This window comes from Citrobacter sp. U14242 (genome assembly GCF_046555775.1).
GTDB lineage: Bacteria > Pseudomonadota > Gammaproteobacteria > Enterobacterales > Enterobacteriaceae > Citrobacter.
Window position 1 is genome coordinate 28,551 of the sequence record NZ_JBKGLW010000019.1, and the last position, 15,226, is coordinate 43,776.

At 52.4% G+C, this 15,226-nt stretch carries 17 protein-coding genes; 10 read left to right on the plus strand and 7 right to left on the minus strand.

Going from position 1 to position 15,226, the window contains the following annotated elements; all coding sequences use genetic code 11:
- Nucleotides 1–88: 88 nt before the first annotated feature.
- Nucleotides 89–364: a DUF1471 family protein YjfY gene (gene yjfY / locus ACLJXE_RS23035; protein WP_202039800.1), complete on the minus strand. Its 276-nt coding sequence runs from the start codon at nt 362–364 to the stop codon at nt 89–91.
- Nucleotides 365–662: 298 nt separating this feature from the next.
- Between yjfY and ACLJXE_RS23040 the strand changes: the two genes are divergently transcribed.
- The 6 genes from ACLJXE_RS23040 to ACLJXE_RS23065 all read left to right on the plus strand — a co-directional run bounded on the left by ACLJXE_RS23040 (nt 663) and on the right by ACLJXE_RS23065 (nt 4,092).
- A complete protein-coding gene (locus ACLJXE_RS23040) occupies nt 663–1,427 on the plus strand; it encodes a TSUP family transporter (protein ID WP_410752142.1) in 765 nt (254 codons plus the stop codon).
- A 158-nt stretch (nt 1,428–1,585) separates the two neighbouring features.
- A complete protein-coding gene (gene rpsF, locus ACLJXE_RS23045) occupies nt 1,586–1,981 on the plus strand; it encodes a 30S ribosomal protein S6 (RefSeq protein ID WP_003025672.1) in 396 nt (131 codons plus the stop codon).
- Nucleotides 1,982–1,987: 6 nt separating this feature from the next.
- Nucleotides 1,988–2,302, plus strand: a complete 315-nt coding sequence (gene priB, locus ACLJXE_RS23050) for a primosomal replication protein N (protein WP_003025674.1) — start codon at nt 1,988–1,990, stop codon at nt 2,300–2,302.
- Nucleotides 2,303–2,306: 4 nt separating this feature from the next.
- Entirely contained in the window at nt 2,307–2,534 is a 228-nt protein-coding gene (gene rpsR / locus ACLJXE_RS23055) for a 30S ribosomal protein S18 (RefSeq protein WP_000135199.1), read from the plus strand.
- 41 nt (nt 2,535–2,575) lie between these two features.
- Nucleotides 2,576–3,025 (plus strand): 50S ribosomal protein L9, encoded by a 450-nt coding sequence (gene rplI / locus ACLJXE_RS23060; RefSeq protein ID WP_137383988.1) that lies wholly within the window; start codon nt 2,576–2,578, stop codon nt 3,023–3,025.
- Nucleotides 3,026–3,168: 143 nt separating this feature from the next.
- Nucleotides 3,169–4,092 (plus strand): DMT family transporter, encoded by a 924-nt coding sequence (locus ACLJXE_RS23065; RefSeq protein ID WP_410752143.1) that lies wholly within the window; start codon nt 3,169–3,171, stop codon nt 4,090–4,092.
- A 58-nt stretch (nt 4,093–4,150) separates the two neighbouring features.
- On the opposite strand, the gene ACLJXE_RS23070 is transcribed toward ACLJXE_RS23065, so the two are convergent.
- Complete coding sequence (locus tag ACLJXE_RS23070) at nt 4,151–4,801, minus strand: LysM-like peptidoglycan-binding domain-containing protein (RefSeq protein WP_410752144.1); 651 nt, start codon at nt 4,799–4,801, stop codon at nt 4,151–4,153.
- A gap of 218 nt (nt 4,802–5,019) precedes the next feature.
- On the opposite strand from ACLJXE_RS23070, the gene fklB reads away from it, so the two are divergent.
- Complete coding sequence (fklB, locus tag ACLJXE_RS23075; protein ID WP_286630823.1) at nt 5,020–5,640, plus strand: FKBP-type peptidyl-prolyl cis-trans isomerase; 621 nt, start codon at nt 5,020–5,022, stop codon at nt 5,638–5,640.
- Between the two features lie 309 nt (nt 5,641–5,949).
- The gene (gene cycA, locus ACLJXE_RS23080; protein ID WP_410752145.1) at nt 5,950–7,359 is read left to right on the plus strand and encodes a D-serine/D-alanine/glycine transporter; all 1,410 of its coding nucleotides are present in this window, start codon (nt 5,950–5,952) and stop codon (nt 7,357–7,359) included.
- Nucleotides 7,360–7,419: 60 nt separating this feature from the next.
- On the opposite strand, the gene ytfE is transcribed toward cycA, so the two are convergent.
- The gene (gene ytfE, locus ACLJXE_RS23085) at nt 7,420–8,082 is read right to left on the minus strand and encodes an iron-sulfur cluster repair protein YtfE (protein ID WP_410752146.1); all 663 of its coding nucleotides are present in this window, start codon (nt 8,080–8,082) and stop codon (nt 7,420–7,422) included.
- 245 nt (nt 8,083–8,327) lie between these two features.
- On the opposite strand from ytfE, the gene ACLJXE_RS23090 reads away from it, so the two are divergent.
- Entirely contained in the window at nt 8,328–9,899 is a 1,572-nt protein-coding gene (locus ACLJXE_RS23090) for a methyl-accepting chemotaxis protein (protein ID WP_410752147.1), read from the plus strand.
- Nucleotides 9,900–9,952: 53 nt separating this feature from the next.
- On the opposite strand, the gene ACLJXE_RS23095 is transcribed toward ACLJXE_RS23090, so the two are convergent.
- The 3 genes from ACLJXE_RS23095 to ACLJXE_RS23105 form a co-directional block, all read right to left on the minus strand.
- Complete coding sequence (locus tag ACLJXE_RS23095; RefSeq protein WP_410752165.1) at nt 9,953–10,918, minus strand: DMT family transporter; 966 nt, start codon at nt 10,916–10,918, stop codon at nt 9,953–9,955.
- 76 nt (nt 10,919–10,994) lie between these two features.
- On the minus strand, nt 10,995–11,819 hold the full coding sequence (locus ACLJXE_RS23100) for an AraC family ligand binding domain-containing protein (RefSeq protein ID WP_410752148.1): 825 nt from the start codon (nt 11,817–11,819) through the stop codon (nt 10,995–10,997).
- Between the two features lie 81 nt (nt 11,820–11,900).
- Nucleotides 11,901–12,749 carry an SDR family oxidoreductase gene (locus ACLJXE_RS23105; RefSeq protein WP_410752149.1) on the minus strand — a complete coding sequence of 283 codons (849 nt, stop codon included), beginning with the start codon at nt 12,747–12,749 and terminating at the stop codon, nt 11,901–11,903.
- 89 nt (nt 12,750–12,838) lie between these two features.
- On the opposite strand from ACLJXE_RS23105, the gene ACLJXE_RS23110 reads away from it, so the two are divergent.
- Nucleotides 12,839–13,219, plus strand: a complete 381-nt coding sequence (locus tag ACLJXE_RS23110) for a winged helix-turn-helix transcriptional regulator (protein WP_286630825.1) — start codon at nt 12,839–12,841, stop codon at nt 13,217–13,219.
- A 45-nt stretch (nt 13,220–13,264) separates the two neighbouring features.
- Here the strand turns inward: ACLJXE_RS23110 and ACLJXE_RS23115 are convergent, their stop codons facing one another.
- On the minus strand, nt 13,265–15,208 hold the full coding sequence (locus tag ACLJXE_RS23115) for a bifunctional 2',3'-cyclic-nucleotide 2'-phosphodiesterase/3'-nucleotidase (RefSeq protein ID WP_410752150.1): 1,944 nt from the start codon (nt 15,206–15,208) through the stop codon (nt 13,265–13,267).
- Nucleotides 15,209–15,226 lie beyond the last annotated feature (18 nt).

The following is a 15,226-nucleotide window of genomic DNA, read 5'->3' on the forward strand; positions in this document are numbered from 1 at the left end:
CTCGGGGTAACGCCTTCATGCAAAAAAAGCCCCCAATGAAGGGGGCAAGTTAAACTGTGGCAATGTTCTTCTTGGTTATTTCCGGGTGCTAGCGATAAATGTCTGCGCTGGCGTGTATGTTGCCGTTACTACCGGGTTCTCTGATGAGGATCTCGTGGTAGTAAGTTGCGCCTTGCGCATCTGTCTCTTCGTTCAGAGCCTGAGTGGCTTCACTTTCAGTGGCGAAGTTATGATTTATGTAAATTACGCCTAAGCTCTGTACATCATCCATATTTCTGGCCTGATGATTGTCAATTTTGATGGCTGCCATTGCATTTGCGCTAAGCAAAAGCACAGCCAGAAGGGTCAAAACACGGGCTCGCATATGTACCTCCTCGACTGCGGTCTTTGGTTGTTTGTCTCCTGTGAGTCGTTAGCTTCTGATGTAATTTTAACCGCAACCAACATAGTCGATAGCGACCATTTCTGATGCAGTTGTTCAAAAAATTACCGCATTGCCATCTTTCCTTTAATTAACAGTCAGTTGATATCTACCACTGCGATAAAAAATACCTGTTTACCAGGCATAAACTCTTACCAAATTGTCAATTTAACCAGAGGAGTACGCCGTTTATAGTGGGCCTTATAATAAACATAACTTTATGATTATAAGGCAAAAACTTATGGATACTTCATTCATGGATTTCAGCTACTTTGTGATTATGTTTATGGTCGCGCTGGTGGCTGGCTTTATTAACGTGGTGTCAGGTGGCGGCGGGTTTCTCTCTATTGGCGCATTACTGATTTCCGGTTTACCCCCGGCTAACGCGCTAGCAACCAATAAGATTCAGGCGTTGGGCAGTTCGCTTACCTCTGGGATTTACTTTTTACGCCGGGGACACATCAACGTACAGGAACATAAGTATGTGTTCTTATCTGCTTTTATTGGTTCGGCATTAGGTACGACGCTTATTCAGTTCATTGAACCAGAACTGCTGAAAAAACTGCTGCCAGTACTGATTATTGCCGTTGCTATCTACTTTATTTTTGCGCCTAATCTTAGCGAACCGAAGAGAAAGCAGAAGGTCTCCCTGTTTCTCTTTTCGTTGATCGGTGGTGGTTGCATTGGTTTTTATGATGGATTTCTCGGGGCTGGGGCCGGCTCCTTTTATACGCTCAGCTATATCTTGTTGTGGGGATACAGCATCGATAAGGCGCAAATTCACTCTAACTTTATTAACCTGGCGTCAAATATCGCTTCGATTTTGTTTTTCATTTTCGGCGGTAAAATGATCTGGTCGCTGGGGCTGGTGATGTTTGCCGGGCAGTCCCTCGGCGCACGTCTTGGCGCGACGGTTGTACTGACGCGCGGGAAGAAAGTTATCCGGCCGATGATTGTCGTTGTCTCCATTTGTATCAGCGTCAAAATGCTGCTGGATATGTATTAATGGCGACATGGTAAATAATCGTACAATCACCTTGAGTTTAGCGGCTGACCTCAGTATTATGACGCGTCATTTTTCAGCCGACCTTTAACACGTTCCTTGCCTCCATGGGCCTCGGCTGACCCAGACAGGAGGCTGAATAATCCGTAAGGAGCAATTCGATGCGTCATTACGAAATCGTTTTTATGGTCCATCCTGACCAGAGCGAACAGGTTCCGGGTATGATCGAACGCTACACTGCTGCCATCACTGGTGCAGAAGGCACGATCCACCGTCTGGAAGACTGGGGCCGCCGTCAGCTGGCTTACCCGATCAACAAACTGCACAAAGCTCACTACGTTCTGATGAACGTTGAAGCGCCGCAGGAAGTGATCGATGAGCTGGAAACTACCTTCCGCTTCAACGATGCCGTTATCCGCAGCATGGTTATGCGTACTAAACACGCTGTTACCGAAGCATCTCCGATGGTTAAAGCGAAAGACGAGCGTCGTGAACGTCGCGATGATTTCGCTAACGAAACCGCAGATGATGCTGAAGCTGGGGATTCTGAAGAGTAATTTCTGATGACCAACCGTCTGGCGCTGTCCGGCACCGTGTGCAGGGCTCCCCTTCGAAAGGTCAGTCCATCAGGAATTCCTCATTGCCAGTTCGTGCTTGAGCATCGTTCTGTGCAGGAGGAAGCCGGGTTTCACCGGCAGGCGTGGTGCCAAATGCCCGTTATTATTAGCGGACACGAAAACCAGGCCATTACTCACAGTATAACGGTCGGTAGCGCAGTGACCGTTCAGGGGTTCATCTCTTGCCATAAGGCAAAGAACGGCCTGAGCAAAATGGTTCTGCATGCCGAGCAGATTGAATTGATAGATTCTGGAGACTAGCCATATGGCACGTTATTTCCGTCGTCGCAAGTTCTGCCGTTTCACCGCGGAAGGCGTTCAAGAGATCGACTATAAAGATATCGCTACGCTGAAAAACTACATCACCGAAAGCGGTAAGATTGTCCCAAGCCGTATCACCGGTACCCGTGCAAAATACCAGCGTCAGCTGGCTCGCGCTATCAAACGCGCTCGCTACCTGTCCCTGCTGCCGTACACTGATCGTCATCAGTAATCGGTCACGGTCCATTAATACGACTTTGAGAGGATAAGGTAATGCAAGTTATTCTGCTTGATAAAGTAGCAAACCTGGGTAGCCTGGGTGATCAGGTTAACGTTAAAGCGGGCTATGCTCGTAACTTCCTGGTACCACAGGGTAAAGCTGTTCCTGCTACCAAGAAAAACGTTGAATTTTTCGAAGCGCGTCGCGCTGAACTGGAAGCCAAACTGGCTGACGTTCTGGCCGCTGCTGAAGCTCGTGCTGAGAAAATCAATGCACTGGAAACCGTTACCATCGCGTCTAAAGCAGGCGACGAAGGTAAACTGTTCGGTTCCATCGGTACTCGCGACATCGCTGACGCTGTAACTGCAGCTGGCGTTGACGTTGCTAAGAGCGAAGTTCGTCTGCCGAACGGCGTTCTGCGTACCACTGGTGAGCACGAAGTGAGCTTCCAGGTTCACAGCGAAGTGTTTGCTAAGCTGACTGTAAACGTAGTTGCAGAATAAGTTTTTATTCTGACAATTTCGTAAAAAGCGCCGGCCTTGTGTCGGCGTTTTGCTTTTCTACCCTCCTGTTTTTCGCTCTGGCTATTCTTTGTCCTTTTCGGGATAATCATAAAAATAAAACATTATTTCAAAGTGGTGATGGAATGGAACCAACGCACCAACCTCTGTTCGCGCGTAAAAATGTTGTCTACCTGGGCGCAGCTTTCTGTTGCCTGTTGTGGGGAAGCGCTTATCCGGCGATAAAAAGCGGATACGAGATTTTCCAGATTGCCACGGATGACATTCCGTCAAAAATTGTCTTTGCCGGATACCGTTTCCTGTTTGCGGGATTATTGCTGTTGCTGCTGGCGACGGTGCAACGTAAACCGATTGGCAGGTTAAGCCCGCGTCAGTTTGGCCAGCTTACGCTACTTGGGTTGACGCAAACCTCGCTGCAATACATTTTCTTTTATATTGGTCTGGCGTTCACGACGGGCGTGAAGGGCTCAATCATGAATGCCACCGGTACGTTCTTTAGCGTGCTGCTGGCCCACTTTATCTATCAAAATGACAAGCTGAGCTACAACAAAACTCTGGGCTGTATTCTGGGCTTTACCGGCGTGATGGTGGTGAACTTCAACAGTGGAATGGATTTTAGTTTCAACCTGTTAGGGGACGGTTCAGTCGTGATGGCGGCCTTTATTCTCTCTGCGGCCACGCTATACGGTAAACGCATTTCTCAGACGGTAGACCCAACGGTCATGACAGGTTACCAACTGGGGATGGGTGGTCTGGCGTTAGTTATCGGCGGTTATGCTTTTGGCGGGACACTGACCGTACACGGCTCTGCTTCAGTGGCTATTCTGGGTTACCTGACGTTGCTTTCATCGGTGGCCTTCGCTTTGTGGAGCATTTTGCTCAAGTACAACCGCGTGGGAATGATCGCGCCGTTTAACTTCCTGATCCCGGTTTCAGGGGCGGTGCTGTCGTCAATTTTTCTCGGTGAGAACATTCTAGAATGGAAATATGCGGTGGCGCTGGTGCTGGTCTGTTCGGGGATTTGGTGGGTGAATAAGGTGAAGCGTTAGTGCTTCACCTTGATGCCTGATGGCGCTACGCACATCAGGCCTGCTGACTGAGACGGTCTTAGCGTGCGCGAATAAAGCTGCCGTTGGGCTGGCGGGTAAACAATACCTGCTGACCATTTCCACTATCAATGGTTAACCCGGTCACCACCCCGTTAGCATTCTGCCTGATTTGGATCATCTGACCGTCTTTCAGGTTGCTCAGCGGTTTTCCTGCGCCTTCTACCTGTGCCATTGCGTACACATCGGTCGGTGGAAGATTATGGTCCCGGAAGACCTGGGCCAGCGTTTTTCCGGAATCCACGCGGTAGGTACGCCACTGCTGCTCAATACCACTATTCTGCTGAAAGGGCTGCGTCTGAGGCTGTGATTGCTGGCTTTGTGCCTGTGTTTCGGGATCGCCTTCCTGGATGGGTTCCGGTGCAACGGGAGCCACCTGGCCGGGATCATTTTGTGGTGCGATCAACTGCGCCTGAAGCTGCGCTTCAGTTGGCGGCTGGGACTGCGACTGCAAATCCAGCTGTGCATTACGCGTGACCACCGGGGTATCGTTGGTGTCACTGGAAGGAAGCAGGAAACCTATCACCAGCACGATGGCAGCAGCAATAATGCCACGGCGATGCATAGGCGGTAGCGGGTCCATAATGCGAAAATTGTCCGGTGCATGCCAGATTTTCGCCAGGGTTGGTTTTAATTCAAAGCGCCCGGGCATGGCTTTCCTCCTGCTCCGCGTCTCGTTCCTCTGTCATAGAGTATAGATCGCTAACTCTATGATACTTGTTCAGGTACCCGCTTTCGTGACATTGGTGCGGGCAATAGCATTGTTTCTTTTTCCTCGCGATTTGTCATCTGTTCCAGAGACAAAGTTTTACCGGATGCGGCATGGCTGATATGCTGCCCGCTACTTTACATCCGATGAAAGGAAATATGATGGCTACCCCGACTTTTGACACTATCGAAGCGCAAGCAAGCTACGGCATTGGTTTGCAGGTAGGACAGCAGCTGAGCGAATCCGGTCTGGAAGGGCTGTTGCCTGAAGCGCTGGTAGCGGGTATCGCTGATGCGCTGGAAGGTAAACACCCGGCAGTGCCTGTTGATGTTGTGCACCGTGCGCTGCGTGAAATTCACGAACGTGCTGATGCAGTACGTCGCGAGCGTTTTCAGGCTATGGCGGCTGATGGCGTCAAATATCTGGAAGAAAACCGTGAGAAAGACGGTGTGAACAGCACTGAATCCGGTCTGCAGTTCCGTGTGTTGACGCAGGGTGAAGGTGCTATCCCGGCACGTACCGACCACGTGCGCGTGCATTATACCGGTAAACTGATCGACGGTACCGTGTTTGACAGCTCTGTTGCGCGTGGTGAACCGGCGGAATTCCCGGTTAACGGCGTGATCCCTGGCTGGATTGAAGCACTGACCCTGATGCCGGTAGGTTCCAAATGGGAACTGACTATTCCTCAGGAACTGGCTTACGGTGAGCGTGGCGCTGGCGCGTCCATTCCTCCGTTCAGCACGCTGGTATTTGAAGTTGAGCTGCTTGAAATCCTGTAAGCAGTGACTTCTGTTCCCCCCAACGCAGGGGGGAGCAACAAAATAGCGTGAAAAATCTATTGTTATGCCAATGTTGATATTTTATCTTGCAAATGATGATATTGCGTGTATTTTTGTGAACTGATTCTCGCTATCAGAGTGATATGACACTCACTTTAAACATAAAATTAACATTATATCTAAATCTTAGTATTCATCCCGCCGATTCTTACCTAATATCGATGAGTCCTGCCAACAGGATCGTCGTATCATAGACACACTAAAGGCCGTAGAGCCTGAACAACACAGACAGGTACAGGAAGAAAAAACATGGTAGATCAGGTAAAAGTCGAAGCCGTTGAAGAGGCTTCGTCTGAACAGTCGCTACGGCGCAATCTCACAAACCGTCATATTCAACTTATTGCCATTGGTGGCGCTATCGGTACCGGCCTGTTTATGGGGTCCGGGAAAACCATCAGCCTCGCCGGGCCGTCGATCATTTTTGTCTATATGATCATCGGTTTTATGCTGTTCTTCGTGATGCGGGCAATGGGAGAATTGCTGCTCTCGAATCTCGAATACAAATCCTTTAGTGATTTCGCTTCCGACCTGCTCGGGCCATGGGCCGGGTATTTTACCGGCTGGACCTATTGGTTCTGCTGGGTGGTTACCGGGATGGCAGATGTCGTTGCCATTACAGCGTATGCACAATTCTGGTTCCCCGGACTGTCAGACTGGGTGGCATCGCTGGCGGTGATCATTCTGTTGCTGGCTCTTAACCTCGCCACGGTGAAAATGTTTGGTGAGATGGAGTTTTGGTTTGCGATGATCAAAATCGTCGCCATTGTCGGCCTGATTGTCGTCGGTCTGGTGATGGTACTGACGCACTTCCAGTCGCCAACCGGCGTTCAGGCCTCGTTCACACATCTGTGGAATGACGGTGGCTGGTTCCCGAAAGGTCTGAGTGGCTTCTTTGCGGGCTTCCAGATAGCGGTCTTCGCATTTGTCGGTATTGAACTGGTGGGTACGACGGCTGCAGAAACTAAAGATCCGGAAAAGTCTCTGCCGCGCGCGATTAACTCGATTCCAATCCGTATCATCATGTTCTACGTTTTCGCGTTGATCGTGATTATGTCCGTGACGCCGTGGAGCTCGGTGGTTCCCACCAGGAGCCCATTCGTTGAACTGTTTGTGCTGGTAGGTCTGCCAGCGGCGGCGAGCCTGATTAACTTTGTGGTGCTGACATCAGCGGCCTCTTCCGCAAACAGCGGCGTGTTCTCTACCAGCCGTATGCTGTTTGGTCTGGCTCAGGAAGGTGTTGCGCCAAAAGCGTTTGCTAAGCTGTCTAAACGTGCGGTGCCGGCGAAAGGCTTGACCTTCTCCTGTATCTGCCTGTTGGGCGGCGTGGTCATGCTCTATGTGAACCCGAGCGTAATCGGTGCGTTCACTATGATCACCACCGTGTCGGCAATCCTGTTTATGTTTGTCTGGACCATCATTCTTTGCTCTTATCTGGTGTATCGCAAACAGCGTCCACACCTGCATGAGAAATCAATCTACAAGATGCCGTTAGGCAAGCTGATGTGCTGGGTATGTATGGCGTTCTTCGTCTTCGTACTGGTGCTGCTGACGCTGGAAGAGGATACCCGTCAGGCGCTGATCGTTACGCCGCTGTGGTTTATCGCTCTGGGTCTGGGCTGGTTGTTTATCGGTAAGAAACGTATGGCTGGCGTACGCTAATAAAAAAAGAGCCGCGATGCGGCTCTCGTATTCAATCAAGGCGCTCTCGGGCGCCTTTTCTTATTCCCCGGCGAGGGCTCGTGGGAACAACACATTGTTTTCCAGGCTGATGTGTTCCATCAGATCGTCGATCATCTCGTTGATGCCGTTATACATGGCTTTCCAGGTGGTGCAGGCTTCTGGTGGCGGCGTTACGTTGTTGGTGATGTGCTTGATCACTTCTACCAGTTCACCGGCGTCGTCATGTTCGCTTTCCATCACGCTGATTGGTCCCATCGCCTGACTCCCCATTCCCTGTTTAATCATCGGGAACAGAATCTGTTCTTCTTTCATCATGTGGCTGGACAGTTCGTCGTGCAGCATGGTCAGGTTTTTCGCCAGACCGCGCGGTACGCTCGGCTTGTCGGCATGAACACGTTCAACTTTGGTGGCCTGCAGGATCAGCTCCGGCAGCTGTTCACGGTGGCGGTCATGATAACGCACAACGATATGGTCAATGATTTCAGCCAGTGCCACAGTGCGCCAGTCTTTTTCCAGCGGCTGCTCAGCCAACTGAGCGAGCTGCGCTTCGATAGCTTCCACATCCAGCTCTTTACGTGCGGCAGCGCGTGCCAGCGTTTGCTTACCGCCGCAGCAGTAATCCATATCGTACTTACGAAACAGTGCCGACGCGCGAGGAATAGAGAGCGCCAGTTCACCTAAAGGTTGATCGCGATAAGACATAGCCGTTACCTCATTCTCAATAATATAAGATGTATTTTAAATGCAACTTATGGCAAAGGATATACCCCTTTCGAGGTGGGGGAATTTGTGATAGTTGTCACGAAAATTTCTTATCTCGTTAACATGCTGAATCTTATTGAAAAGGCGTAAAGCGGCGAAAAAAGCCGCGTCAGAAGGTTAAATAAGCGGGCGCGGCTGCCGATAGTTAGACCTCAGACAATACCTGCATAACTAAAAGGCAACAGATGTTCAAACGAATCAAAGTGATAACCTTACTTATCACCGTGTTACTCGCCCTGGGCGCGATGCAGCTCATTTCCGCAGGCGTTTTTATTGGCGCGCTTAAAAACGATAAGGAAAATTTTAACGTTTCTCAACTTTCCAGCCAGAACGTGGCGGAGTTTACCGATGCATGGATTAGCCTGAACCAGGCTCGCGTCACGCTCAACCGGGGCATGTTACGTTTGCAGGGCACGATGGCAAGCGAAGTTAACGGGGGCCAGTTAAAAGAACTGGTGATCACGGCGAACCGCCTGTTGGCAGACGCAAAAGAGCATTACGATAAATACTACGCGCTGCCGGAAACGCCGGGTCTGGATGAAAGTCTGGCAGACCGACTGGAAGAACAGTACGGCATTTATTCGACAACCCTTGCCAAAATGAATGCGCTGCTGGCTGAAGGCAAGCTGGAAGAGATGTTCAAACAGAATGCCGAGCAAAAGCAGACGGCCATGCAAGAGGTTTATCAGGAGTGGCGTGCCGCGCAAGCCGCGCTGGCGAATGAGGGAGTACGGGATAACGAAAATGATTACCAGAAAATTATCTGGTTGTTATCCGCCGTACTGTTGATTGTGTTAACCGTCATTATCGTCAGTTGGATTGCCATGCAGCGTGTCCTGCTGAAACCACTCCACGAGGTGATGGGGCATATTCGCCATATCGCTTCAGGTGATCTGACCCACAATATTACCGCCGATGGCAGTAACGAAATGGCGCTACTGGCCCAGAACGTCCGTGATATGCAGCAGGCGCTGGCGAACACGGTTAGCGTGGTACGTGACGGTGCGGATACTATCTATACTGGTGCGGGTGAAATTGCCGCAGGCAGTAACGATCTCTCTTCTCGTACCGAACAGCAGGCTGCCTCTCTGGAAGAAACTGCTGCCAGTATGGAACAGCTCACGGCCACCGTAAAACAGAATGCGGACAATGCGCGACAGGCGACCAGCCTGGCAAAAAATGCCTCGCAGACGGCGCAGAAAGGCGGAGCAGTGGTCGACGGTGTGGTGCGTACGATGGATGAAATCGCCACCAGTTCCAGCAAAATTGCGCAAATTACCACGGTTATTGACGGTATTGCTTTCCAGACGAATATTCTGGCATTGAATGCGGCGGTAGAAGCAGCGCGTGCGGGTGAACAGGGGCGCGGTTTTGCCGTGGTGGCAGGTGAAGTGCGCACGCTGGCGCAGCGTAGCGCTCAGGCGGCGAAAGAGATTAAGGCACTGATTGATGACTCAGGGAACCGGGTCAATGCCGGTACGGCACTGGTGCATGAAGCGGGTGAGACGATGGCGGAAATTGTCAGTGCCGTCACCCAGGTTACCGATATTATGGGCGAAATTGCGTCGGCGTCCGATGAGCAGAGTCGGGGTATTGATCAAGTCGGGCAGGCCGTTGCCGAAATGGATCGTGTGACACAGCAAAACGCCTCGCTGGTGGAAGAGTCTGCCTCTGCAGCTGCCGCGCTCGAAGAGCAGGCCGCACGCCTGAATCAGACTGTGGCGGTGTTTAAAGTGTCGCGCCGGAAGGCGGCGTAAACGCCTTATCCGGCCTACAAGGCAGGCCGGGTTAGCGTAGCGCCACCGGCACATCATGATGGTGAAACCACGACGACGCTCGGTTTTTCCGGTTTGGCTCTGACCGCGACCACCACACCGGCAACCAACAGTGCGATGCCGCTCAGGGTCAGCAACGGCGGCATCTCCTGACGCAGAATAAAGGTGTACAACAGGCCTGCCAGTGTTTCAAAGACAATCAGCGGTCCGAGGATCACCGTCGGCAACTTCTGACTGGCGACGTTCCAGCACAGTGCACCGACCCACGAGCACAATACGGCAATGGCGATCATCAGGCCGATAAACACGTCCGGTCGTGGGCCAAAGGGCAGCGAGAATTCTGGTGTTTGCCCACGCAGCCACAGACAGGCCGCGATGTACCCCAGCAGCGAAACCGGAAGCGTCACCAGTGCCTGAGCCGTCGCCCACATCATTGGGTGCTTATCCGGGTTTTCCCGCAGCCAGTGGGCATTGCGTAGCGCATACCAGGCCCAGCACACCACGGAAATCAGCGCCAGAGCGATGCCTGAACCATATCGCCAGCCGCTAAAATCAGGCAACCCCTGACTCAGCTCAGAGATATTCACACACAGCAGGCCCATGCCGATCAGTACCAGCGCAGGAGCCAGGCGCCACCACGATAATTTGCCGTCACGTTGGCTATAAAGCAGGTTCGCGAAGACCGGGATCACGACCGGTAATGTGCCGATGATCATGGTTGAAACGGGGGCGCCGGTACGCTGAATGGCACTGGCCAGACAAACATAATAAATCAGGTTGCCCATCATGGTTAACGCCAGAGCGGTTACCCAGTCCTTGCGCGCCAGCTGGCGTAGACGTCCGCGACCCAGCCAGGCCAACGGTAGTGCGATCAGCCCCAACGCCAGATAACGCCCCATCGACTGCAATACCGCCGGGTATTCCGGTACGATCAACGGCCCGACAAAAATTAATCCCCACATCAGCCCGGCCAGCAGGGCATACAACACACCGCTAATCATTGTTGACATCCACATCATTAAACATAGCGCTGAGTGTAGGCAGGGAAAACATCACTGTATTGTATGAGATTGCGCATTAGCGCGAATAAACCTGCTTCTGATAGCGTACGGGCGTAATACCGTAGCGATGAGTAAACGCCCGAGTGAGATGTGACTGGTCGGTCAGGCCAGTTGCCGCAGCAACGTCGGCGGCGGGCATACCGCGCGTGAGAAAACTTTTGGCCCGCCACAGGCGGACAGCCATCAGCATCTGATGCGGCGTGACGTGAAAATGAGATTTGAACTGGCGCTGGAAATGCCAGGGACTGAGTGATGCCACGCGAGCCAGTTCGTCGAGCGTGACCGGGTGCATATAATTATCATGCAGATACTCGCGCACGCGTTCAAAACGATGCGCCCCTTCCGGCGATACCGGGGCATGACAGGCAAGCGGCTGGAACGTATCGATCAGATCGAGCAGCAATCCTTTTTGCGCCAGCGGATCTTCGGTGTTCCACAGACCGTGGATCAATGAACAGATCTTACGCGAACGCAGCGGATCGTGACGGGTAACGTCATGGAACCACCAGTGACGAACCCCGGTGATCTCTTCCAGAAGATCGGGCTCAAGGTAGATCATCCGGTAGCGCCAGCCGTCGGCGGTTTCGGCTTCACCGGTGTGCAGTTCATCGGGGTTCATGGTGACAACGGAGTGGGCAGGCGCTACGTATTGCGTGCCACGATAGCGAAAACGCTCGGCACCGGCTTCAATCGCGCCAATGCCGAAAGCTTCATGGGTGTGAGGCTCAAACGCATAACGGGAGATGTGCGCATGATACAGTTCAACGCCCGGCACCTGCGCCAGATGGCGAAAGCGGGCGCTGTCTTTCTCATCAAAAAACTGCTCAGGTACACCTTGCACGTTATCTCTCCCCACGCATCATCTTGTCATTATCAGAGAGGATGCGTGAGGATGCCACCACAATTAACCGATTTTTAACACTTACACGATACCTTTGACGCTGTCCGCCAATGATGTGGTTGGGCGACCAATCAGTTTGCTCAGCGTATGGCTGTCGTCAAAGAGTCCGCCTTTGGAGGCGCCGACGTCAGAGTCGGCCAGCATGTCCGCCAGTCCGCCAGGCAGACCAAAACCTTTTAGCGCGGCGGCAAAATCGGCTTCACTCAGGTTCTGATACACCACCTTTTTACCACTCTGTTTGGCCAGCTCAGCGGCCAGTTGGCTCAGCGTCCAGCCCTCATCGCCTGCCAGCTCGTAGATTTTACCGGCGTGACCATCTTCGCTGATAACGCGCGCGGCGGCAGCAGCATAGTCGGCGCGGGTCGCCGAGGCGATTTTGCCTTCTCCTGCTGCCCCAATAAACACGCCATGCTCCAGTGCGGCTGGCGCACTCGCCAGATAGTTTTCGGTGTACCAGCCGTTACGTAACAACGCGTAGGCAATGCCGGAGTCTGCCAGCATCTTCTCGGTTGCCACATGCTCATCAGCCAGCCCCAGCGGGGAGGTATTGGCGTGAAGCAGGCTGGTATAGGCGATAAATTTCACGTGGGCAGCTTTCGCCGCGTTAATTACGTTGCGATGCTGCGGAGTACGTTGCCCGACTTCGCTCGACGAGATCAGCAGCAGCTTATCGATACCCTGCAAAGCGGTCGTAAAGGCGGCTTCGTCGGTGTAATCCGCCTGACGGACTGTAATACCCTGCTGGCTGAGCGCAGTCGCTTTGGCTGGGTTACGTACAATCGCCACTATCTGGCTGGCAGGTACGGTTTTCAACAGGCTTTCAATAACGTGTTGGCCCAGTTGGCCAGTGGCACCAGTAATCGCAATCATGGGAAACTCCTTGGTATTTGTCTTGTGTTTAGTAAAACTAGCACCTAAACTTACTTTTAGTAAGTACGTACAAAAAGGTAAGTATGAAGATGATCACGCAGACCCTTTCTCAACAATTGCGCGACGGCAATTTGTTTGCCGAGCAGTGTCCCTCCCGCGAGGTGTTAAAACACGTCACCAGTCGCTGGGGCGTATTGATTCTGGTGGCGCTACGTGACGGTACGCACCGGTTCAGCGATTTACGTCGCAAAATGGGCGGCGTCAGCGAAAAGATGCTGGCGCAGTCACTGCAGGCGCTGGAGCAGGATGGGTTTATCAACCGGGTGTCGTATCCGGTCGTACCGCCGCATGTGGAGTATAGTCTGACTCCGTTGGGCGAGCAGGTGAGCGATAAAGTTGCTGCGCTGGCAGACTGGATTGAAATGAATTTGCCGCAGGTGCTGGCGCAACGGGACGAACGGGCGGCGTAAAGTATTGCCGGATGGCGCTGTGGACTGCGTCATCCGGCATTAACGTTACTTACTCAAATCCAACTGATAAATCGCAAAGCCGATATCGTCGGTGGCGACTTTCTTCAGCGGATACTGTCCTTTGTCTTTGATAAACGCCGCGGCCTTATCGGACGGTGACGTTTCAAATCGAATATCCAGTTTCTTATCGCTGTGAATCGGTGCCAGACGCCAGTTGTTATCAGCCGCCGGGTGAATTTCACCGGCGCTCTTCGTTTGAACGCTTATCCATGCCGCCAGCACCGCGCGGTTTTCATCCGGCGACGCAAAGGCGATATGGCTGTCGCCGGTACCGGCGAACTTGCCGCCGTAGGCGCGATAGTTATTGGTTGCGACCAGGAAAGTGGCATTCGGGTCGATCGGTTTTCCGTTAAAGGTCAGGTTTTTAATACGTTCCGCTTGCGGGTTTATCGTCTGGCATTCGCCGTCATAGCGGGCGGGCTGCGAAACATCAATCTGGTAATCCACGCCGTCAATGACGTCAAAGTTATAGGTACGGAACCCATCCCAGTTAATCAGCGACTGCGGCTTGCTGCTGTGAATATCTATCTGATTAAACTGGCCGGCAGAACATTCCAGCCACTCTTTAACCTCTTTACCGCTGGCTTTTACCACCACCAGGGTGTTGGGATAGAGATACAAATCAGCGGCATTACGGAAGGTCAGCTGGCCTTTTTCGACTTCCACAAAACTTGCCGGATCGTTCTTACGCCCGCCGACCTTAAATGGCGCGGCGGCGGAGAGCACCGGCAGTTTTGCCAGGTCCGGGTCACCCTGGATAAAGTGCTCCACATACGCTTTCTGCGCGTTGTTCACGACCTGCACGGTGGGATCGTCCTGCACCAGTGCCAGATAGCTGTACATGTTGTCGGCGGATTTACCGATGGGTTTGCTGACGAACTCGCGCGTGGCGTCGTGATCGTCCTTCAGGATCTTAACGATTTTCGTGTCTTCAGCGGCCAGGGATTTTTTCGCTGCGGCGTCGTAAATCGGGCGTGCCTCGGCTTTCGCCTGGGTGACCTGCCATTTACCGCTGTCGTTATTCAGCACCAGGTCGACCACGCCCAGATGATCGCCCCACATGCCCGGCATGACTGCAGGTATGCCATTGAGCGTGCCTTTCGCGATATCTGCCCCTTTGATGTTGGCAAAATCTTTCCCCGGGAAGACGGCATGAGCATGGCCAAACATAATGGCGTCCACGCCCGGGACTTCGCTGAGGTAATAAACGGAGTTTTCCGCCATGGTCTGATACGGGTCGGCAGAAAGGCCGGAGTGAGCAATCACTACTACTACATCCGCCCCTTTTTCCCGCATCTCCGGAATATATTTACGTGCGGTTTCGGTGATGTCGTTCACGGTCACTTTACCGCTGAGGTTGGCTTTATCCCAGGTCATGATTTGCGGCGGCACAAAGCCGATGTAGCCAATTTTCAGCGTCTGCTTATTCCCCTCTTTGTCGACGACGTCGGTGTCTTTAATCAGATAAGGGGTAAACAGCGGCTTTTGGGTCTTAACGTCGATGATATTGGCGTTTACGTAGGGGAATTTCGCGCCAGCGAGTGCCTTATGCAGATAGTCGAGGCCGTAGTTAAATTCATGATTACCAAGGTTGCCGACTGCGTAGTCCAGCGTGTTGAGCGCTTTATATACCGGATGTGTTTCACCCGCTTTCAGCCCTTTGGCCGCCATGTAATCCCCAAGCGGGCTGCCCTGAATCAGATCGCCGTTATCGACCAGCACGCTGTTTTTGACTTCGTTGCGTGCTGCATTAATCAGACTCGCCGTCCTCACCAGGCCGAATTTTTCAGTCGCCGTATCTTTGTAATAATCGAAATCCATCATATTGCTATGCAAATCAGTGGTTTCCATTATGCGCAGATCGACGGTCGCGGCATTCACGCTGGCTGCAATCAGCGTGGCGAGAAGCGTTGCACTAAACTTAATCATCAGGGGCATCCTTTTAAG

Excerpts from the sequence above, each read along its gene's own strand:
- ACLJXE_RS23070 (WP_410752144.1), bottom strand. The coding sequence starts at position 4,801 with ATGCCCGGGCGCTTTGAATTAAAACCAACCCTGGCGAAAATCTGGCAT.
- ytfE (WP_410752146.1), bottom strand. The coding sequence starts at position 8,082 with ATGTCTTATCGCGATCAACCTTTAGGTGAACTGGCGCTCTCTATTCCT.
- ACLJXE_RS23115 (WP_410752150.1), bottom strand. The coding sequence starts at position 15,208 with ATGATTAAGTTTAGTGCAACGCTTCTCGCCACGCTGATTGCAGCCAGC.
- rpsR (WP_000135199.1), top strand. The coding sequence starts at position 2,307 with ATGGCACGTTATTTCCGTCGTCGCAAGTTCTGCCGTTTCACCGCGGAA.
- yjfY (WP_202039800.1), bottom strand. The coding sequence starts at position 364 with ATGCGAGCCCGTGTTTTGACCCTTCTGGCTGTGCTTTTGCTTAGCGCA.
- cycA (WP_410752145.1), top strand. The coding sequence starts at position 5,950 with ATGGTAGATCAGGTAAAAGTCGAAGCCGTTGAAGAGGCTTCGTCTGAA.
- priB (WP_003025674.1), top strand. The coding sequence starts at position 1,988 with ATGACCAACCGTCTGGCGCTGTCCGGCACCGTGTGCAGGGCTCCCCTT.
- rplI (WP_137383988.1), top strand. The coding sequence starts at position 2,576 with ATGCAAGTTATTCTGCTTGATAAAGTAGCAAACCTGGGTAGCCTGGGT.
- ACLJXE_RS23105 (WP_410752149.1), bottom strand. The coding sequence starts at position 12,749 with ATGATTGCGATTACTGGTGCCACTGGCCAACTGGGCCAACACGTTATT.
- ACLJXE_RS23040 (WP_410752142.1), top strand. The coding sequence starts at position 663 with ATGGATACTTCATTCATGGATTTCAGCTACTTTGTGATTATGTTTATG.
- ACLJXE_RS23065 (WP_410752143.1), top strand. The coding sequence starts at position 3,169 with ATGGAACCAACGCACCAACCTCTGTTCGCGCGTAAAAATGTTGTCTAC.
- ACLJXE_RS23090 (WP_410752147.1), top strand. The coding sequence starts at position 8,328 with ATGTTCAAACGAATCAAAGTGATAACCTTACTTATCACCGTGTTACTC.
- ACLJXE_RS23095 (WP_410752165.1), bottom strand. The coding sequence starts at position 10,918 with ATGATTAGCGGTGTGTTGTATGCCCTGCTGGCCGGGCTGATGTGGGGA.
- rpsF (WP_003025672.1), top strand. The coding sequence starts at position 1,586 with ATGCGTCATTACGAAATCGTTTTTATGGTCCATCCTGACCAGAGCGAA.
- fklB (WP_286630823.1), top strand. The coding sequence starts at position 5,020 with ATGGCTACCCCGACTTTTGACACTATCGAAGCGCAAGCAAGCTACGGC.
- ACLJXE_RS23110 (WP_286630825.1), top strand. The coding sequence starts at position 12,839 with ATGATCACGCAGACCCTTTCTCAACAATTGCGCGACGGCAATTTGTTT.